Origin of the sequence: Thiohalocapsa marina (genome assembly GCF_008632335.1) — a bacterium.
GTDB lineage: Bacteria > Pseudomonadota > Gammaproteobacteria > Chromatiales > Chromatiaceae > Thiohalocapsa > Thiohalocapsa marina.
The window spans coordinates 36,456-54,734 of sequence record NZ_VWXX01000012.1; the positions used below are offsets into that span (position 1 = coordinate 36,456).

The following is an 18,279-nucleotide window of genomic DNA, read 5'->3' on the forward strand; positions in this document are numbered from 1 at the left end:
CCGCTACTGCAGCACGACGCGGGCGTGGGTGGCCTGGATGGGACGGTTGTTCGGGTGCCCCATGACATCCGCGAACTGCTGGATCTGCGCCGGCGACGCCGTCACCGGTTGCTTCATCACCAGCCAGACCACGCCTTCGGAGCAGGGCGGGGTGGTCAGCGAGCCATTGAAGCGATAGTAGGCGTGGTCTGCGGGCAGCAAGGCGGCGGCCGAGGCGCGGGTCAGCAGCTCATGGTGCGTGCCCGGCTCGGTCGGCATGTCCTGCCAGGCCCGTGCCAGGGCCTGGTTGTGCTTGCCTGCCTCGAACATCACCGCGATCACCGCCAGGTTGCCGTCGGCATCGGCGTGCACCAGGTGGGCCTCCAGCGGGAATTCGTGCCCGTCGATGTGGTTTTCGCTGGGGGTGTGGAAGTGGAATTGCTTCAGTTCGAAGGCGTGGCCGTCCAGCACGATGTCGCTGCCGGGCTCGTAATCGATCTGGATGGTGTGGCCGTTGTTGATCTCGTCGTGGCCGCCGACGGCGTAGTGGATCTCGATCGGCGCCAGCTCGGCATTGACGGTATCGCGAATGTCGATCGGCGACTGGTTCACGCCGGTACCGCAGGCCACGAAGGCGGGGTCGAGTTCGCCCCAGTGTTCCGGTCCCTCGGCCCCGTGGTATCCCCAGTGGGTGCCGCTGCCGGCGACCGCTGCCGTGGCGACGAAGGCCGCGCCGAGCAGAGAAACTGCGCCAGCACGGCAGGCGAGCTGATGTACAAGGTTTGCGTGCGTCATGTGTTGTGTGTCCTCGTGTGGTGTCGCGCCTGCGGGGTCCGGCCCGGTTTCACCCGGATCGGGTCATCGGCACGCCGGTAACATAGCCGAGCCCGTCGTGCGGCCGCAATGCATCAGACGGACATGTTGTTAAAGCCCCTCGGTTTACGGACAGATGCTGAGCGGGTCGGATCAGCCGAACCGCTCCAGCGCGGCCCGCAGCGCCGGTTGGTTGCGCGCGTGCTCGGCGACCGACAGGCCGCGGGCGATGGCGTCCCAGGCCTGGCGAAGGCTGGCGGCGCCGTCCCGCGGTCCGCCGGGATGGCCGAAGACCCCGCGGCCGGGCACGAAGCCGAAGTCTGCGTGGCCGATGTGCCGATGGACCGCCTCCAGCGTCGCGGCGGAATCGCTGCCGCCGGGCACTGGCAGCGCGGGCCTGATCGGCCCCATGGGCGCAGTGCAGGCGGCGACGTTCTCCAGCACCTCGGCTTCCGAGGTCATCATGCGGCTGCCGAAGCCCGGCATGATGATGACGTCGCAGCCGGCCAGGCGCTGCAGTTTCGTCAGCACGCGCGTATGCACGCCGAAGTTCGGTAGCCGGCTCATGGCGGCGATGAACGGGAAATGCGCCACCAGCGGTACCCGAGCATGCCGGCGCAGCATGCGCACGGCGCTCAGACCCACCGGCAATGCGTTGAGCATGACCGCATTGGCGCCGTTGGCCACGGCCAGATCGTGCAGCTCCGCCAGCCGGTCCACCTCGTCGGTGATATTGGCCAGGTAGACCTTGGTCTCCCCGGTGGCCTGCTCCGCGCGCTGGCGTGCCGCACCGAGCAGGGCGGAGCGATCCGCCAGCGGCGACCAGTCCGGGTCAGCCAGCATCTCGTCGTCCTTAGCGATGTCCAGGCCGCCGAGCCAGGCCTGTTCGGCCAGCTCGGCGAAGGGACCGGGCGGCAGGCCGATGTTGGGCTTGATGACGCCGAAGAAGAAGGGTCGCGCATGGACGTTCCACAGCTGGCGCAGGCCGTCGATGCCGAATTGCGGTCCCTGGAACTGGGCCAGGAATGCGCTCGGAAACTGGATATCCAGCAGCTTCACGATGGGGATGCCCGGGGCGAAGAACGCGCCCTCGCCGAGCACGGCGCTGAGCATGTTGGCCAGCCGCGGGCCGAAATTGGCATGCGGATGCGCAATGCGCACGCGGCAGGCGCTCACTGGGCCAGCCACCGGCGGATCCAGCGGGTAGCTGGTTGTGGCGCGCCGGCCCTCGACCACCAGGTCGATCACCTTGGCGGCGAATCGCGGCCGGTAGTCCTCGGCGACACCGACCCGGCTCCACTGGGCCGTGGACTGCTCGCTGCACAGGTGGGCCGCGGCGCTGCGCGGGTCGCCGCTGCATTCGAAGTAGAGATCGAGGAGCAGGTACTCCTCGGGGTCGATCTGCGACGGATCGGCGTAGAAGCCGTCGATGTCGGCCTGCTGCATGAACGGGGTCTCCTGCTTGGCGGGTGCTCAGCGGGCCGTGTCCTGTGCCCTGGTCTGTCCAGGGGGGCCGCTGATGAACTTGTCAAGTTCCTAAAAATTGCAGCGTCACGCTGCGCTGGGGGCGGGGGCCGTCCAGCTCGATGAAGAAGATGGATTGCCACTCGCCCAGCATCAGCTGGCCGTCACTGACCGGAATGCTCTCCGAGGCGTTCATGAACAGCCCGAGCAGGTGGGAGTGGGCATTGTCGCGGTCGTCCACCGGTGCAAGGTTGTGCAGATAATCACCGTCGCGGGGTACCAGGCGCTTCAGAAAGGTCACCATGTCGCGCTGGAGCTGGCTTTCGCGCTCGTTGAGATTCAGCCGTGCGGTGGTATGCCGCGAGATCAGCGTGACCATGCCGTCGCGCAGGCCGCTGGCGGCGCAGCGCTCGCGGACCTGGTCGGTGATGTCCAGGATCTGTATCGGGGCGGTGGTCTCGAGCTGGATGCGGTCGTGGATGCAGTGCATAGGGTCCGGGCGGGGGTGTCGGTGGTCGGGCATCAGGGGTTCGGAAAGGCTGCTGACTATTCTGCCCGTTTCGCCGTCGGCTTTCGACTACGTGACTGTCGGCAGCGCGACTTCGGCTCCCTTGTCGCGGCTGGTTAAAGCAAGGAACCACCGGATTTCGGCCACAGCCTGAGTGGGCTGGGTGTCGGCCAACGGGGGACGCCGATGCGGTGATTGCTTGATGACGATCAATGCCCCCTGGCTTCGATTATGGGAGGGTGTTTGGTCGTTTAAGCCATTCCGTCTCTACCATGGCCCTGTCCGACCTGGTAAACACCTTCGGCACCGATCTGCTGCGCCGTCATGGCGCGCGGGTGCACAAGCTCGCCATCCACGCCGGCTTCACCTGTCCGAACCGCGACGGCAGCAAGGGCCGCGGCGGTTGCAGCTTTTGCAACAACGTGTCCTTCAGTCCGAATGCACGCCGGGAGCCCTCCGTGGCGGAGCAGATCGCCGCCGGTCGGCGGGTGGTGCGCAAGCGTACCGGGGCACGGCGGTATCTGGCCTACTTTCAGGCCTATACCAACACCTACGACGACGTCGAACGCCTGGGTGCCCTGTACCGCGAGGCGCTGGCGGAGCCGGATGTCATCGGTCTGTCCGTGGGCACCCGGCCGGACTGCGTGCCGGATGCCGTGCTTGATCTGCTTTCGACGCTGCGGGCCGAGGGCAACGAGATCTGGCTCGAACTGGGCCTGCAGTCGGCGTCCGACAGGACGCTGGATCGGGTCAACCGCGGCCACGGCTTCGCCGACTACCGCCGGGCGGTGCGTGCGGCCCGGCTGCACGGGCTGCCGGTGTGCACACACCTGATCGTCGGCCTGCCCGGCGAAGGGCGCGAGGCGGCCATCCATAGCCTGGAGCGGGTGCTTGAACTCGGTACCGACGGCTTGAAACTGCACCCGTTGCATGTGGTGCGGCACACGCTGCTGGCGCGCGACTGGCGGCTCGGCCACTACCGGCCCCTGTCCATGGACGACTACATCGGCATCGCTGCAGACCTGATCGAACGCACGCCGCCGGAGGTGCTCTACCACCGGGTCACCGGCACCGCCAGCCGCGACATCCTGCTGGCCCCGGACTGGTGCAGCAAGAAATGGGCCGTGCTCAACGGCATCGAGAACACGCTGAGGCGTCGCGGCACCCGCCAAGGGGCCCTGTCCGGGTCGCAGCGGGGTCACGGCCTTCCCGCCAGCACGGCGGCCTGAGCGCCGTCCGGCCGATTCATCCACTCCTGGCGTCCGCTCTCCAGGCCTGGAGACGAAGCCGGGGGCAAACCCAGAAACAAACCCCGAGGAATCCCGATGGAACTGGTCTGTCCCGCCGGCAATCTGCCATCGCTGAAGGCGGCCGTCGACAATGGCGCCAATGCCGTTTACACCGGCTTTCGCGACGATACCAACGCCCGCCACTTCGCCGGCCTGAACTTCACCCAGGACAAGCTGGCGGAGGGCGTCCGCTATGCCCGGCGCAAGGGGGTGCGGGTGTTCATCGCGCTGAACACCTACCCGCGTCCGGACGGCTTCAGCCGCTGGCAGCAGGCGGTTGATCGCGCCGCCGATCTGGGTGTCGATGCGCTGATCGCCGCCGACATCGGTGTGCTGGATTATGCCGCGCGTACGCATCCGCAGCTGAATCTGCACCTGTCGGTGCAGGGCTCGGCCACCAATTACGAGGCGCTGCGCTTTTACCAGGAACACTTCGGCGTGAAACGCGCGGTGCTGCCCCGTGTGCTGTCCATGAGCCAGATTCGCCACGTCATCGACAACAGCCCGGTGGAGGTAGAGGTGTTCGCCTTCGGCAGCCTGTGCGTGATGGTGGAGGGGCGCTGCATCCTGTCGTCCTACGCCACCGGCCGCTCGCCGAATACCTACGGCGCCTGTTCGCCGGCGAGCCACGTGGAGTGGGTCGAAACCCCCACGGGCCTGGATACCCGGCTGGGGGGCGTGTTGATCCAGCGTCACCCCAAGGGTGAGAACGTGGGCTACCCGACGCTGTGCAAGGGCACCTTCCAGGCCGGCGGCAACACCTATCACGCCATCGAGGAGCCCACCAGCCTGAACGCCATGGAGCTGTTGCCCGAGCTGGCCGCCGCCGGCGTCAAGGCGCTGAAGATCGAGGGCCGCCAGCGCAGCCCGGTCTATGTGGCGCAGGTCACCCGTGTCTGGCGCCAGGCGCTGGACGCCTTCGAGCGCGCGCCGGAGCAGTTCGCGCCGCGGCCGGAATGGACCGCGGAATTGGGCAAGGTGTCGGAGGGGGCGCAGACCACCCTCGGTGCCTACCATCGGCCCTGGCAGTGAGCGGGAGACAGACAATGAGCACAGCCGACAACCGCCACACCCCGCGCCTGTCCCTGGGGCCGATCAGCTATTACTGGCCCAAGGACACCGTCGAGGACTTCTATGCCATGGTGGCCGATGCCCCGGTGGACATCGTCTACCTGGGCGAGACCGTCTGCTCCAAGCGCAACCAGGTGCGCTTCGACGACTGGCTGGCCATCGCCGAGCGCCTCGCGGACGCCGGCAAGGAGGTGGTGCTGTCCACCCTGTCGCTGCTGGAGGCGGAGTCCGAGCTGCTGCGCCTGCGCGCCATTTGCGGCCAGGACCGATTCCTGGTCGAGGCCAACGACATCGGCGCCGTGCATCTGCTGCAGGGCCGCCCCTTCGTCGTCGGTCACAGTGTCAATGTCTACAACGAGCACACCCTGGACCTGCTGGCGCGCCAGGGCTGCAGCCGCTGGGTGCTGCCGGTGGAACTCACCCACGACACCCTGGCGCAGATGCAGCGGGCGCGCCCGGACGGCGTCGAGACCGAGGTCATGGCCTACGGCCGTCTGCCGCTGGCCTATTCCGCCCGCTGCTTCACTGCTCGCGCCCGCAACCTGCCCAAGGACGACTGCCGCTATGCCTGCATCGACCATCCGGACGGCATGGTGGTCACCACCCAGGACGACAATCGTTTCCTGGCGCTGAACGGCATTCAGACCCAGTCCGCCCGCACCATGAACCTGCTGCCGGCGCTGGTGCAGATGCGTGAACTAGGCGTGGACATCCTTCGCCTCAGCCCGCAGTCGCAACACATGGACAAGGTGATCGCGCTGTTCCATGCCGCCCTGAGCGGCGCTCAGGACCCATCCGATGCCAGTGCACAACTGGAGCGGTTGATGCCCACCGGTGCCTGTGACGGCTACTGGTACGGCGGGGCCGGCATGGACCTGCACGCCCCCGCAGCCGCCTCGGTGACCGCCGCTTGACGCGAAGCCGGCCTGACGCCTAGCGATTGCCGTGCGGGGCAAGGATCCCCGCGCGAACAATGCTGAACAAATCAGCATTTCCCTGGGTGAAAACCATGGCTGGTCGGGTATTTGCCGCCATTGAATTTTTTCGATGCGTGCCGCGCCCTGTTTTTGTACCCTTAGGATCTGATTCCGGCAGTCGCGGCGCCCCGGTGGCGCGCAGGCCGTACCCGGCCAGGCCCCGCCTGAGCGGACAGTTGAGCGCAGTCATACGGACGGCAGCACATGCCCCCTACATCGCAGCACAGCATCCCTGATCTCACGGACACCGAGCTCTGGGTCATCCGCACCACGCTCAAAGAGCGCTATGGCCGTGAGCTCGAGGTCCAGCTCGGCGACGCCGACGTGCGCATCAGCCCGGCCGATCGCGAGCTGACCCCCTGCCCGGTGGTGGCCTGGCAGTCAGACGACGGCTGTACCTTCGTCATCTTCAAGACCGGCGAGCGCAATTACCGCTGCCAGTTCTTCTACAAGCCCTACAGGCAGATGGGCACCGGCAACCCGGAGTACGACGACCTGGCGGAATGCGCCGTCGGGCTGCTCCAGGCGCAGGCCGACTTCGCCGCTGAGCAGCGCGGCGACCTCCCCGGGCGCTAGCGCACCTCTGCACAGGGCGGCCGGTGTCGGGTCCATCGTCGATCACGCAAACCAACAACCGAAGAGGATACCCATGAGCGCCCAGAATGCCTTCTACGCCCAGTCAGGCGGCGTCACCGCCGTGATCAATGCCTCGGCCTGCGGCGTCATCGAGACCGCGCGGCAGCATTCGGACAGGATCGCCAACGTCTACGCCGGTCGCAACGGCATCATCGGCGCCCTCACCGAAGACCTGATCGACACCAATCAGGAGTCCGCCGAGAACATCGCGGCCCTGCGTCACACCCCGTCCGGCGCCTTCGGTTCCTGCCGCTACAAGCTCAAGAGCCTGGAGGCCAACCAGCGTGAGTACGAGCGCCTGATCGAGGTGTTCAAGGCCCACGACATCGGCTACTTCTTCTACAACGGCGGCGGCGACTCCGCCGACACCTGCTACAAGGTGTCGCAGCTCTCCGAGAAGATGGGCTATCCGGTGCAGGCCATCCATGTGCCCAAGACCGTCGACAATGACCTGCCCATCACCGACAACTGCCCGGGCTTCGGCTCGGTGGCCAAGTACATCGCCACCTCCACGCTCGAGGCCTCGTTCGACGTGCGCTCCATGAGCGCCACCTCCACCAAGCTCTTCGTGCTCGAGGTCATGGGCCGCCATGCCGGCTGGATCGCTGCCGCCGGCGCGCTGGTGGAGGACCAGGGCATCCCCGTCATCACGCTGTTCCCGGAGGTGGAGTTCGACCAGGAGAAGTTCCTGGCGGCGGTGAGGGCCAAGGTGGAACGGCATGGCTACTGCACGGTGTGCGTGTCGGAGGGCTGTCACTGGCCCGACGGCCGCTTCCTGGCGGAGCAGGGCACCCGCGATGCCTTCGGCCACGCCCAGCTGGGTGGTGCCGCGCCGGTGGTAGCCAACATGGTCAAGGAGGCCTTCGGCTACAAGTTCCACTGGGCGGTTGCCGACTATCTGCAGCGGGCTGCTCGCCATCTGGCCTCGAAGTCCGATGTGGAGCAGGCCTACGCCCTCGGCAAGGCGGCGGTGGAGTTCGCCCTGGACGGGCAGAACGCCATCATGCCCACGGTGGTCCGCAAGTCGTCGGCGCCCTACGTCTGGGAGATCGGCAAGGCGCCGCTGGCGGAGGTGGCCAATGTGGAGAAGTTCATGCCCAAGGACTTCATCTCCGAGGACGGCTACGGCATCACCGACAAGTGTCGCGAGTACCTCTATCCGCTGATCAGCGGCGAGGACTATCCGCCCTTCGAAAACGGCTTGCCGAAGTACGTGACGCTGAACAACGCCGGCGTTGCCCGCAAGCTCGGGCCATTCGAGCTCTGAGGCGCTGAACGACGAACAAGAGGGGCCACAGCGGCCCCTTTTGCTTTTCGACACTCGAAATGGAGGCTGAGATGACCCTGGATCGCGCACGCGAACTGATCACCACCCAGCTGCAGTTCGGCAGCGGCTACAATCGCAACGCCGTGCGTCTGCTGCTGGGCGAGGTCCAGCGCACGCACGGTCAGCAGGCCGTGGATGGCCTGATCGGGGAATTCGACCTTGAGCAGGCCTTCGGTCTGCGGCCCGGCACCGACTTCTCCGGCGTCGGCCGCTGAGCTCCGCGACCGGCGGGGTCGGTTCGCGGCATCGAACCGCCTGTCTAACCAGAAACAGGAGTCAGTTGTCATGTCATTCGGAACCATCTTCGCCATCCTCTGCGCCTTCGCGGCGCTGGGCTATGGCATCTGGTCGGTGCAGTGGATCCTCAAGCTGCCCGCCGGCTCGCCACGCATGCAGGAGATTGCCGCTGCGGTGCAGGAGGGGGCCAAGGCCTACCTGAATCGGCAGTACACCACCATCGGCATCGTCGGCGCGGTGCTGGCCGTGGTGCTGTGGGTCTTTCTCGATACTGCCACTGCTGTGGGTTTCGTGATCGGTGCGGTGCTGTCCGGCGCCGCCGGCTACATCGGCATGAACATCTCGGTACGGGCCAACGTGCGCACCGCCCAGGCCGCGGAGACCGGGCTCGACAGTGCGCTGCAGGTGGCCTTTCGCGGCGGCGCCATCACCGGCCTGCTGGTGGTCGGTCTCGGGCTGCTGGGCGTGGCGGGCTACTACGGCATCCTCATGGCCATGGGTCTGGCGCAGGACGTGGTGCTGCACGCGCTGGTGGGCCTGGGCTTCGGTGGCTCGCTGATCTCCATCTTCGCGCGACTGGGCGGCGGCATCTTCACCAAGGGTGCCGACGTAGGCGCGGACCTGGTGGGCAAGGTGGAGGCTGGCATCCCCGAGGACGACCCGCGCAATCCGGCGGTGATCGCGGACAACGTCGGTGACAACGTGGGTGATTGCGCCGGCATGGCCGCGGACCTGTTCGAGACCTATGCCGTCACCGTGGTCGCCACCATGCTGCTGGGTTCGCTGATGCTGGGTACCTCCAGTGCCGTGGTCTACCCGCTGGTGCTCGGCGGCGTGTCCATCATCGCGTCCGTTGCAGGCACCTTCTTCGTCAAGGCGCAGGAAGGCGACACCAAGATCATGAACGCCCTGTACAAGGGGCTGATCGTCGCCGGCGGCATCGCCGCCGTGGCCTTCCTGCCGATCACGCTGATCATGAACCCGGGCGGCGGCATCGGCGCGAGCTTCCTGCTGTACCTGGCGGCGCTGGTGGGCCTGGGCCTGACCGGCCTGATGGTGGTCATCACCGAATACTACACGGGTACGGAATTCAGCCCGGTCAAGCTCATCGCCAAGGCCTCCCAGACCGGCCATGCCACCAACATCATCGCCGGTCTCGGCGTGTCCATGAAGGCCACAGCCGCGCCGGTGCTGGCGGTCTGTGTCGCCATCCTGCTGTCCTACTGGTTCGGCGGCCTCTACGGCATCGCCATTGCCGCCACCTCCATGCTCAGCATGACTGGCATCATCGTTGCGCTGGATGCCTTCGGCCCCATCACCGACAATGCCGGCGGCATCGCCGAGATGGCGGAACTGGACGAGAAGATCCGCAACATCACCGATCCGCTGGACGCCGTGGGCAACACTACCAAGGCCGTCACCAAGGGCTATGCCATCGGTTCCGCCGGCCTTGCGGCGCTGGTGCTGTTTGCCGACTACACCCATGCCCTGGGTGACGAGACGCTGAACTTCAGCCTGGACAACCACATGGTCATCATCGGGCTGTTCATTGGCGGCCTGGTGCCCTATCTGTTCGGGGCCATGGCCATGGAGGCGGTGGGCCGCGCCGCCAGCGGCATCGTCAACGAGGTGCGCCGGCAGTTCCGCGAGATGCCGGGCATCATGAAGGGCGAGCAGAAGCCTGACTACTCCAGCGCCGTGGACATGCTGACGCGGGATGCCATCAAGGAGATGATCGTGCCGTCCCTGCTGCCGGTGCTGGTGCCGGTGGTGGTCGGCCTGCTGCTCGGCAAGGAGGCCCTGGGCGGCCTGCTCATCGGCACCATCGTCACGGGTCTGTTCGTCGCCATCTCCATGACTACCGGCGGCGGCGCCTGGGATAATGCCAAGAAGTACATCGAGGACGGCAACTACGGCGGCAAGGGCTCCGACGCGCACAAGGCGGCGGTCACCGGCGACACCGTGGGCGACCCGTACAAGGACACCGCCGGTCCGGCGGTCAATCCGCTGATCAAGATCATCAACATCGTGGCCCTGTTGATCGTGCCCCTGCTGTGAGGCAGACCTCCGGCGTCGGGCAATGCTCTGCATTGTCTGGCGCAGTGGGTAGGCTGCCCGTCGCTGGGGTAGAATGCCAGGCGTATCAATCGGCCCGCCTGGCGGGCCTTTTTCTTGCTCTCACATCCTGACAACACAGAGAAACCGACACCATGGACCTGAATCGTGTTCAACGGGGCGATAACGTCCCCAACGAGATCAACGTCATCATCGAGATCCCGTCCCACGCCGAACCGGTGAAATACGAGATGGACAAGGATACGGGGGCGATGTTCGTCGATCGTTTCATGACCACGGCCATGCACTATCCGTGCAATTACGGTTATGTGCCGCATACGCTGTCGCTGGACGGCGATCCGGTGGACGTCATGGTGGTCACGCCCTATCCGCTGATTCCCGGTTCGGTGATCAAGTGTCGGCCCATCGGCGTGCTGAAGATGACCGACGAGTCCGGTGATGACGCCAAGATCCTGGCGCTGCCCGTGGACAAGCTGTTCAAGGGCTATCGCAACATCGAGAGCTTCCGCGACATGCCGTCGCACCTGCTGGATCAGATCGCGCACTTCTTCGAGCATTACAAGGATCTGGACGAGGGCAAGTGGGTCCGCGTCGGCGGTTGGGCCGGCCGCGACGAGGCCTGCGAAGAGATCATGAGCAGCGTGCGGATGTTCGAAGAGGCACCGGATAAGCCGAACTTCTGACTCCGACGGCGGCCGGCCCGCCCGCGGGCGGGCGTCGGCCAGGCGCCGGCTGCCAGTCGTCAACTGCTGGCCGCCAGCTACTCTGCAAGCAAGCCCCGGCCAAGTCCGAACCGGCACAGGTCTCAGCCGGCCAGCCGTACCAGCACTGCATGGGCCAGGCCGATGCCGATCAGGCCGCCCAGCAAGGTCCCGCCGAAGGCTGTCAGCCGCAGCCGCCGGGTCATCGCACCCTCGTCCTCGGTGGAGACCACGAACGGGTGCCGCGCGTCGTCGGTCGGCCCTACCCGGGCCAGCACCGGCTCCATGGCCAGGCGTGCCTCGGCCTGCTGCGCCAGGTGCGCGGCCTGCGCCCGTGCCTGCTCCCATTCCGCGGCATCGATGTCACCGTCGCCATTGCGATCGAACACGCGCAGGCGCTCCGGGTTGCGCTTCCATTGCGCCAGCAGGTGCCGGGTCAGGCGTTGGCGCTCGCGCACATCCCGGCGCGGGGTCTGCAGGTTGCCCAGGACATAGACGGGTTCCTGGTCCAGGATGCGGTCTTCGGTGAGCCGATAGCGCCGCGGGTGGTGCCGCCATGCCAGAATTTGCCAGGGCCGGTCCTGCGCGGCTCCGCCGGCTTGGGCGCTGTACCAGGTCTTGTGTATCCGACAGCGCAGATCCGCCTGCGCCGGGTCCACCAGGCAGCGGCCGCTGCCGTCATCCAGCAGGAACGGGCGCCCGGCATCCCCTCGCTCGATGGTCACCCAGCGTTCCTTGCCGCTGCTGCCCCGGCGCTCCTGGACCTGGTACCGATACCAGACACAGGGCGAGCCGCTCAGCTTGGCCAGGATCGGCCCCCGTAGGGCCAGGGCCTGGCCCTTGAGTTCCACATACCCCTGCGGCGCGGAGCGAATCCGTGCTGTCGGCGTATCCAGCACCAGTCGCAGCTTCCAGAAGGCCGCCAGCCCCTGGCGCACGGACAGGACCGTGAACATCGCCGCAAAGGCGGCGAAAAACCAGAATTCCGCCGGGTCGGCGTCGATGGCCGTCCGGCTCAGAAAATCCAGCATGGGATCCGGTACCGGGTGCGGTTGGGGGCTGGGGAACTGCCTGGATTTCAGCCTTGGGGGCCGGCTGGGGCAGGCACGCCGCGGCTAGGCAAAGAGGCCGGCGACGTCGACGTCCTTACGCGCGGCCTGGAACTCCAGCAACTCAAAGGGCCTGAAGCCGAACAGCCGCGCAACCAGCAGATCCGGGAACTGCTCCCGCCGGATGTTGTTCAGGTTGACGCTCTCGTTGTACAGCTCCCGGCGGTCGGCAATGGTGTCCTCCAGTTGCGAGATGCGCTGGGACAACTGCTGAAAGCTCTGGTTGGCCTTCAGGTCCGGGTAGTTCTCGGCCAGGGCCAGCAACCGGTCCAGGCCGATGCGCAGTTCCGTCTCGGCGCTGCCCAGGCCTTGCACATCGCCCCGCGCCTGGGCGCTGAACACCTCGCTGCGGGCGCGCACCACCCGTTCCAGGGTCTCCTGCTCGTAGCTCATGTACTCCTTGCACACCGCCACCAGCTTGGGCAACTCATCATGCCGCTGCTTCAACGACACATCGATGTTCGACCAGGCCTTGCCCACCGTATGCTTCAGCCGCACCAGATTGTTGTAGATCACCACCCCATACAGGGCCACGATGACCCCAAGGCACAGAAGGACTATCAGCGTCAGGTTCATGGGCCACCCTGTGTTGTGTTCGTTGTGCATCAGCGAGTCCCCCGGTCTGCGGTTGGCGTCGAGGCCAGCAACGCAGAGGAGACGGGTTGCCCTGATTATATACAGCCGTTGTATGAGCTTCAGGCTGTCGCGGTTTGGGCGGCGAAGGAAACCATGGTCGTACCCCGCTGCGCTGCTCGCGTGCTGATTTTGGCCAGGATGGCCAATAAATCAGCATCTTCCTGGGCCTGAAGAACGGAAACCTGCGCCAGAAGCCCCTCGAGCCGATCTCGGTCAATACACCCAAGGCAGAAACTTGCGCACGCGCTGCGCGTAGGCGACATACTCCGGGTGCCGTTCGGTCAGCCAGGCCTCTTCCCGACTGGCCTTGTAGTCGAAGAACAGGAAACAGACCGCCAGAAACAGCAGGTGGGACAGGCTCAGATGGTACAGGGTCCAGGCCAGACCAGCGAACAGCAGGCTGGCGTACAGCGGATGCCGGACGAGGCCGTAGACCCCGTGCTGCACCAACTGGCTGTGATCCACCGGATAGGGCAGCGGCGTCAGGTAGTCGCGGATATGATGCGAGCCCAGCCCGCCGAAGACCAGCGCTACCAGGCCCAGCAGCCCTGCGCCCAGCGAGCGCCAGAGCATGGTCGCGTCCATGGCCGCGGCGCCCAGGCCCGGCTGCCACACCGGCAGCAGAAAAAAGATCGCCATCAGCGCGAATTGCAGCGCCACCAGCCACTCGCCGCGACGGCCCAGGCCGGCGCGTGTGTTTTGCTTGGAAGTCATGACAGATTGGTCCCGGATCAGTTGTTCATGGCGCAGCGCCGTGCAGAAAGTCTGGCGCGGCCGAAGGAAGGTTTGCCTGCGCCGAGTTTATACGGAAGTGCCCGGCCGTGCCCGCAGGCACGGGATCCAGTCGGGCCGATCCCGCCACAGACCAGGATCAGGAGGCGATGACCATGAACCAGCAACAGGCCCTGGTGACCGGGGCGAGTTCCGGACTGGGCAAGGCCGTGTCCAGGGCCCTGGCGGCGCGCGGCCTGCGCGTGCTGATGGTGGCCCGGGATGCCGCCCGCGGACGGGCCGCGCAGGACGAGATCGTTGCGGCAACGGGCAACCCGGCGGTTGAGCTGCTGTGCTGCGACCTGTCATCACAGGCGCAGATCCGCGATCTGGCCGCCGCGGTGCGCAGCCGGGTCGACGCACTGCACCTGCTGATCAACAATGCCGGCACCGCCTTTCCGCGCCACGGGCTGACGGCAGATGGCGTCGAGCGCACCCTGGCCGTCAACCATCTGGCGCCCTATCTGCTGACCCGGCTGCTGCTCGATCGGCTCCAGGCCGGCGCCCCGGCGCGCATCGTCAATGTTGGCACGCGCATGAACACCGCCATGGTCCTCGACGACCTGAACTGGCAGCGCCGACCCTATCGCATGATGCAGGCCTACGGTCAGGCCAAGCTCGGCAATATCCACTTCACCCGCGAGCTGGCGCGTCGGCTCGCCGGCAGCGGCGTCACTGTCAACTGTGTTTTCCCCGGCGTGTTCCGCTCCAACCTGGGCGGCACCGACGGTGCCCAGGGCCTGTTCTGGCGCGCCGTGGACCGGCTGCTGGGCTGGGCGCTGAAGACCCCGGAGCAGGCCGCCGAGCGCGTGCTGTACCTGCTGATAGCGGATGCAACCGCGGGTCTCAGCGGCGCCTATATCGGCGACCGGATGCCTATCAAGGCGCCAGCCCAGGCCGATGATGTCACCGCCAATGCACGGCTCTGGGAACTCAGCGCGGAGATGGTCGGCCTGCCTGTGGATACCGGGATTCACCGAACCGTTCCAGGATCGTAACTGTGCCGTCACAGCGCCCGCGTAGACTATTGTGCAATGCAACAAAACGCGGGCGGTTCGAGGTCCTGGACGGGGCCGCTGCCCCCGATCGGCCCGCTGCCGGTGGAGTTCCCCATGGCGACCTTCCTCGAAAACAGGACCTTCGACGAGATCCGGGTCGGACAGACTGCCGAACTGCAGCGGACCCTGACGCGGGACGACGTCGCGCTGTTCAGCAAGGTCTCGGGTGATCTCAATCCCATCCACATGGACGAGGCCTATGCCCGTGCCCATGGCGCCCAGGGTGTGGTCGGGCACAGCCTCTGGGCCACCGGCCTGATCTCCAGCCTGCTGGCCAATGTCCTGCCCGGCCCGGGCACCGTCTATCGCAACCAGGACGCGGTTTTCCACCGTCAGGTGGCCCTGGGCGACAGCCTGACGGCGCGGGTGTGGGTGGTGGAGAAAGAGCCTCAGAACCTGGTGCTGCTGCGCTGCGAGGTGGTCAATCAGCGCGGCGAACCGGTCATGACCGGGCGCGCCGTGGTGGTGGCGCCGACGGAGAAGCTGCGCATCGAGGCGGCTGCGGCGGCGAAGGTCACGGTGCGCCACCACGACAGCTTCAACGCGCTGTTCGACAAGGTGGCGCCGCTGCCGCCGATCCCGACCGCCGTCGTGCATCCGGTGGACCAGGTCTCCCTGGCGGGGGCCATGGAGGCCGCCGAAAGCACCTTCGTCGAGCCCATCCTGATCGGCCCCGCATGCCGCATCCGCGCGGTCGCCGAGCAGGCGGGCATCGATCTGGCCGGGACGGAGATCATCGATGTCGAGCACAGCCATGCCGCTGCCGAGCGTGCCGTGGCCCTGGTGCGCGAGGGGCGCGCCGAGATCCTGATGAAGGGCAGCCTGCACACCGACGAGGTCCTGGGCGCGGTGTTGCACAAGGCCAGCGGCATCCGCACGGAACGGCGCATCAGCCACATCTTCGTCATGGACGTGCCCACCTATCCGCGCCTGCTGCTGGTGTCGGATGCCGCGGTGAACATCGACCCGGATCTGGATGCAAAGCGCGACATCTGTCAGAACGCCATCGATCTGGCGCACACCCTGGGCATCGCGCAACCCAGGGTCGCCGTGCTGTCCGCCGTCGAGACCATTCGGCCCAGGATCCAGTCGACCCTGGATGCGGCCGCGCTGTGCAAGATGGCGGACCGCGGGCAAATCGTCGGCGGCATCCTCGACGGCCCCCTGGCCCTGGACAACGCCATCAACCTGGAGGCGGCCCGCATCAAGAAGATCAGCTCCGAGGTGGCCGGCGTCGCCGATGTGCTCATTGCGCCCGATCTCGAGGCCGGCAACATCCTGGCCAAGCAGCTGATCTTTCTGGCCAATGCCGAGGCCGCCGGCATCGTCCTGGGCGCCCGCGTGCCCATCGTGCTGACCTCCCGCGCCGACAGCGTGCGCACGCGCCGGGCCTCGGCGGCCACCGCAGTGCTGCATGCCCACGCCTTGCGTCAAGGCGCGCCGGTCGCCGACATGGCCATCGAAGCGGCCCCGGAAACGGCCTGACTCCCGTCATTCGGCCCACCGTCAGGCCCGCCACGAGCCCCGCCACGAGCTCCACCGTCAGCCCCACCACTAGCCGCACCAGACGCGTGCCATGAGCGAGCAGATCCTGACACTCAATGCCGGTTCATCCAGCATCAAGTTCGCCCTCTATCGCGTGCTGGCGGACGACCTGGAACTGACCCTGCGCGGACAGGTCGAGGGCATCGGCTCGAATCCGCATTTCGTCGCCAGCGCCGCCGACGGCGCGCTGCTCGCGGAGGCCTATCGCGAACCCGCTCCCCCCGGCGCCGGCCACGGTCGGGCGTTCAGACAGATCTGGGACTGGCTCGGCCAGCAGGCCGGCAGCGACCGGATCCTGGCCATCGGCCACCGGGTCGCCCACGGCGGCGAGGCTTATGCCGAGCCGGTGCGCATCGACGACCCGGTCCTGCAGACCCTCACCCGCCTGATACCACTGGTGCCGCTGCACCAGCCGCATAACCTGTCGGCAATCCGGCTGGTGGCCGCGGAGCACCCCGATCTGCCCCAGGTGGCCTGCTTCGACACCGGCTTCCACCAGGGACGGCCTCGGATCAGCGAACAGTTTGCGCTGCCGAGGTCGTTGCTCGACCGCGGTCTGAAGCGCTATGGCTTCCATGGATTGTCCTACGCCTTCATCGTGCGTCGCCTGCGCGAACTGGCGCCAGAGATTGCCGATGGCCGCGTCGTCATCGCCCATCTCGGCAGCGGCTGCAGCATGACCGCGCTCCGCGAGGGGCGCAGCGTCGAGACCACCATGGGCTTCTCGGCCCTGGACGGCGTGCCCATGGGGACCCGCCCGGGCCTGCTGGACCCGGGCGTGCTGCTGTACCTGATGCGCGAGGACGGGCTCGGGGTGAATGAACTGGAGCGGCTGCTCTACAAGGAATCCGGCCTGCTCGGCCTATCCGGGGTCAGCAATGACCTGCGCGACCTGCATCGCAGCGATGATCCGCGCGCCGCCGAGGCCATCGACTACTTCGTCTACCGCATCGGCCAGACCCTGGGCGCGCTCTGTGCGGCCATCGGCGGCCTGGATGCGCTGGTGTTCACTGCGGGTGTGGGCGAGAACGATGCCGAGGTGCGGGCGCGGGTCTGCCGCGATGCCGCCTGGCTCGGCATCGATCTCGATGCCGAGGCCAACCGCGTCGGCGCCAGCTGCATCAGCCCGGCGTCCAAGACGCCCTCGGTCTGGGTCATCCCGACCGACGAGGAGCGCATGATCGCCATGCAGACCCTGCGCGTCGTGCGCGAGACGTCCTGAGCCACTGATCGAATACCCCACTTCAAAACCACCCAACGAGCCCCGTTTCTGCCGAGGACTGCATGATGCTGGACCAGGACTATTTCACGCTCGCGGGCAAGCGCGGTCTGATCCTTGGGATCGCCAACGAGCACTCCATTGCCTACGGCTGCGCCCGCGCCTTCCGCGCGCTCGGTGCCGAACTGGCCGTCACCTATCTCAACGACAAGGCCAGGCCCTATGTCGAGCCCTGTGCCCAGGCCGTCGGGGCCGAGCTGTTCCTGCCCTGCGACGTGACCCGGGAGGGTGAACTGGAGGCGGTGTTCGAGGCCATCGACCAGCGCTGGGGGCGGCTGGACTTCGCCGTGCATTCCATCGCCTTCGCACCCAAGGAGGTGCTGCATGGTCGCCTGACCGACAGCTCCGCCAGCGGCTTCGGTGTCGCCGTGGATGTCTCGGCGCATTCCTTCCTGCGCATGGCGCGGCTGGCCGAGCCGCTGATGCATGAGGGCGGCTCGCTGTTCGCGATGAGCTTCTACGGGGCCGAGAAGGTGATCCGGACCTACAACCTGATGGGGCCAGTCAAGGCGGTGCTGGAGTCTTCGGTGCGCTACGTGGCCGACGAGCTGGGTCCCAAGGGCATCCGTGCCTACGCCCTGTCGCCGGGGCCGCTGGCGACCCGGGCCGCCTCGGGGCTGAAGGACTTCGACGCGCTGATGGCGCAGGCCGCGGAGCGGGCGCCGCTGGGCCGGCTGGCGACCATCGACGATGTCGGCGCCCTGGCCGCGATGCTGGCAACCCGCACCGGGACCATGCTGACCGGGCAGACCTTGTACTGCGATGGCGGTTATCACATCAAGGCCTGAGCTGGCCTAGTCACA

General features: G+C 66.9%; 18 protein-coding genes. 12 read left to right on the forward strand and 6 right to left on the reverse strand.

Annotated features, from left to right (window positions below; all coding sequences use genetic code 11):
* Positions 1-3: 3 nt before the first annotated feature.
* From F2Q65_RS09685 to F2Q65_RS09695, 3 genes are all read right to left on the reverse strand, one after another.
* Positions 4-774: a carbonic anhydrase gene (locus F2Q65_RS09685; protein ID WP_150092838.1), complete on the reverse strand. Its 771-nt coding sequence runs from the start codon at positions 772-774 to the stop codon at positions 4-6.
* A 171-nt stretch (positions 775-945) separates the two neighbouring features.
* The gene (locus F2Q65_RS09690; protein ID WP_150092840.1) at positions 946-2,238 is read right to left on the reverse strand and encodes a RuBisCO large subunit C-terminal-like domain-containing protein; all 1,293 of its coding nucleotides are present in this window, start codon (positions 2,236-2,238) and stop codon (positions 946-948) included.
* Positions 2,239-2,320: 82 nt separating this feature from the next.
* The gene (locus F2Q65_RS09695) at positions 2,321-2,746 is read right to left on the reverse strand and encodes a secondary thiamine-phosphate synthase enzyme YjbQ (RefSeq protein WP_150092913.1); all 426 of its coding nucleotides are present in this window, start codon (positions 2,744-2,746) and stop codon (positions 2,321-2,323) included.
* A 290-nt stretch (positions 2,747-3,036) separates the two neighbouring features.
* On the opposite strand from F2Q65_RS09695, the gene mnmL reads away from it, so the two are divergent.
* The 8 genes from mnmL to ppa all read left to right on the forward strand — a co-directional run bounded on the left by mnmL (position 3,037) and on the right by ppa (position 11,060).
* Positions 3,037-3,993 (forward strand): tRNA modification radical SAM protein MnmL/YtqA, encoded by a 957-nt coding sequence (gene mnmL / locus F2Q65_RS09700; RefSeq protein ID WP_150092842.1) that lies wholly within the window; start codon positions 3,037-3,039, stop codon positions 3,991-3,993.
* Positions 3,994-4,089: 96 nt separating this feature from the next.
* Positions 4,090-5,085, forward strand: coding sequence for a ubiquinone anaerobic biosynthesis protein UbiU (gene ubiU, locus F2Q65_RS09705; RefSeq protein WP_150092844.1), 996 nt, complete (start codon positions 4,090-4,092; stop codon positions 5,083-5,085).
* Positions 5,086-5,099: 14 nt separating this feature from the next.
* The gene (ubiV, locus tag F2Q65_RS09710; protein WP_150092846.1) at positions 5,100-6,038 is read left to right on the forward strand and encodes a ubiquinone anaerobic biosynthesis protein UbiV; all 939 of its coding nucleotides are present in this window, start codon (positions 5,100-5,102) and stop codon (positions 6,036-6,038) included.
* 267 nt (positions 6,039-6,305) lie between these two features.
* Complete coding sequence (locus F2Q65_RS09715; RefSeq protein WP_150092848.1) at positions 6,306-6,677, forward strand: hypothetical protein; 372 nt, start codon at positions 6,306-6,308, stop codon at positions 6,675-6,677.
* 73 nt (positions 6,678-6,750) lie between these two features.
* Positions 6,751-8,004, forward strand: coding sequence for a 6-phosphofructokinase (locus F2Q65_RS09720; protein ID WP_150092850.1), 1,254 nt, complete (start codon positions 6,751-6,753; stop codon positions 8,002-8,004).
* Between the two features lie 71 nt (positions 8,005-8,075).
* Entirely contained in the window at positions 8,076-8,279 is a 204-nt protein-coding gene (locus F2Q65_RS09725; protein ID WP_150092852.1) for a hypothetical protein, read from the forward strand.
* 70 nt (positions 8,280-8,349) lie between these two features.
* The gene (locus F2Q65_RS09730) at positions 8,350-10,359 is read left to right on the forward strand and encodes a sodium-translocating pyrophosphatase (protein ID WP_150092854.1); all 2,010 of its coding nucleotides are present in this window, start codon (positions 8,350-8,352) and stop codon (positions 10,357-10,359) included.
* Positions 10,360-10,511: 152 nt separating this feature from the next.
* Entirely contained in the window at positions 10,512-11,060 is a 549-nt protein-coding gene (gene ppa, locus F2Q65_RS09735; RefSeq protein WP_150092856.1) for an inorganic diphosphatase, read from the forward strand.
* A gap of 122 nt (positions 11,061-11,182) precedes the next feature.
* On the opposite strand, the gene F2Q65_RS09740 is transcribed toward ppa, so the two are convergent.
* From F2Q65_RS09740 to F2Q65_RS09750, 3 genes are all read right to left on the reverse strand, one after another.
* Positions 11,183-12,109, reverse strand: a complete 927-nt coding sequence (locus F2Q65_RS09740; RefSeq protein ID WP_150092858.1) for a GIDE domain-containing protein — start codon at positions 12,107-12,109, stop codon at positions 11,183-11,185.
* Between the two features lie 84 nt (positions 12,110-12,193).
* Positions 12,194-12,763 (reverse strand): LemA family protein, encoded by a 570-nt coding sequence (locus F2Q65_RS09745; protein WP_150092860.1) that lies wholly within the window; start codon positions 12,761-12,763, stop codon positions 12,194-12,196.
* 273 nt (positions 12,764-13,036) lie between these two features.
* Complete coding sequence (locus F2Q65_RS09750) at positions 13,037-13,537, reverse strand: methyltransferase family protein (protein WP_150092862.1); 501 nt, start codon at positions 13,535-13,537, stop codon at positions 13,037-13,039.
* Positions 13,538-13,710: 173 nt separating this feature from the next.
* Here F2Q65_RS09750 and F2Q65_RS09755 point away from each other — a divergent pair, with 173 nt between their 5' ends.
* The 4 genes from F2Q65_RS09755 to fabI all read left to right on the forward strand — a co-directional run bounded on the left by F2Q65_RS09755 (position 13,711) and on the right by fabI (position 18,264).
* Complete coding sequence (locus tag F2Q65_RS09755; protein WP_246156121.1) at positions 13,711-14,592, forward strand: SDR family NAD(P)-dependent oxidoreductase; 882 nt, start codon at positions 13,711-13,713, stop codon at positions 14,590-14,592.
* A gap of 114 nt (positions 14,593-14,706) precedes the next feature.
* A complete protein-coding gene (locus tag F2Q65_RS09760; protein ID WP_150092866.1) occupies positions 14,707-16,137 on the forward strand; it encodes a bifunctional enoyl-CoA hydratase/phosphate acetyltransferase in 1,431 nt (476 codons plus the stop codon).
* Positions 16,138-16,228: 91 nt separating this feature from the next.
* A complete protein-coding gene (locus tag F2Q65_RS09765; RefSeq protein ID WP_150092868.1) occupies positions 16,229-17,419 on the forward strand; it encodes an acetate/propionate family kinase in 1,191 nt (396 codons plus the stop codon).
* Positions 17,420-17,484: 65 nt separating this feature from the next.
* Positions 17,485-18,264, forward strand: a complete 780-nt coding sequence (gene fabI, locus F2Q65_RS09770; protein WP_150092915.1) for an enoyl-ACP reductase FabI — start codon at positions 17,485-17,487, stop codon at positions 18,262-18,264.
* The last annotated feature ends 15 nt before the right edge of the window (positions 18,265-18,279 follow it).

Coding starts and splice junctions, on each gene's coding strand:
- F2Q65_RS09750 (WP_150092862.1), bottom strand. CDS start 13,537: ATGACTTCCAAGCAAAACACACGCGCCGGCCTGGGCCGTCGCGGCGAG.
- F2Q65_RS09695 (WP_150092913.1), bottom strand. CDS start 2,746: ATGCACTGCATCCACGACCGCATCCAGCTCGAGACCACCGCCCCGATA.
- F2Q65_RS09755 (WP_246156121.1), top strand. CDS start 13,711: ATGAACCAGCAACAGGCCCTGGTGACCGGGGCGAGTTCCGGACTGGGC.
- F2Q65_RS09740 (WP_150092858.1), bottom strand. CDS start 12,109: ATGCTGGATTTTCTGAGCCGGACGGCCATCGACGCCGACCCGGCGGAA.
- F2Q65_RS09760 (WP_150092866.1), top strand. CDS start 14,707: ATGGCGACCTTCCTCGAAAACAGGACCTTCGACGAGATCCGGGTCGGA.
- ppa (WP_150092856.1), top strand. CDS start 10,512: ATGGACCTGAATCGTGTTCAACGGGGCGATAACGTCCCCAACGAGATC.
- F2Q65_RS09715 (WP_150092848.1), top strand. CDS start 6,306: ATGCCCCCTACATCGCAGCACAGCATCCCTGATCTCACGGACACCGAG.
- fabI (WP_150092915.1), top strand. CDS start 17,485: ATGCTGGACCAGGACTATTTCACGCTCGCGGGCAAGCGCGGTCTGATC.
- F2Q65_RS09765 (WP_150092868.1), top strand. CDS start 16,229: ATGAGCGAGCAGATCCTGACACTCAATGCCGGTTCATCCAGCATCAAG.
- mnmL (WP_150092842.1), top strand. CDS start 3,037: ATGGCCCTGTCCGACCTGGTAAACACCTTCGGCACCGATCTGCTGCGC.
- F2Q65_RS09730 (WP_150092854.1), top strand. CDS start 8,350: ATGTCATTCGGAACCATCTTCGCCATCCTCTGCGCCTTCGCGGCGCTG.
- F2Q65_RS09745 (WP_150092860.1), bottom strand. CDS start 12,763: ATGAACCTGACGCTGATAGTCCTTCTGTGCCTTGGGGTCATCGTGGCC.
- ubiU (WP_150092844.1), top strand. CDS start 4,090: ATGGAACTGGTCTGTCCCGCCGGCAATCTGCCATCGCTGAAGGCGGCC.
- F2Q65_RS09690 (WP_150092840.1), bottom strand. CDS start 2,238: ATGCAGCAGGCCGACATCGACGGCTTCTACGCCGATCCGTCGCAGATC.
- ubiV (WP_150092846.1), top strand. CDS start 5,100: ATGAGCACAGCCGACAACCGCCACACCCCGCGCCTGTCCCTGGGGCCG.
- F2Q65_RS09685 (WP_150092838.1), bottom strand. CDS start 774: ATGACGCACGCAAACCTTGTACATCAGCTCGCCTGCCGTGCTGGCGCA.
- F2Q65_RS09720 (WP_150092850.1), top strand. CDS start 6,751: ATGAGCGCCCAGAATGCCTTCTACGCCCAGTCAGGCGGCGTCACCGCC.
- F2Q65_RS09725 (WP_150092852.1), top strand. CDS start 8,076: ATGACCCTGGATCGCGCACGCGAACTGATCACCACCCAGCTGCAGTTC.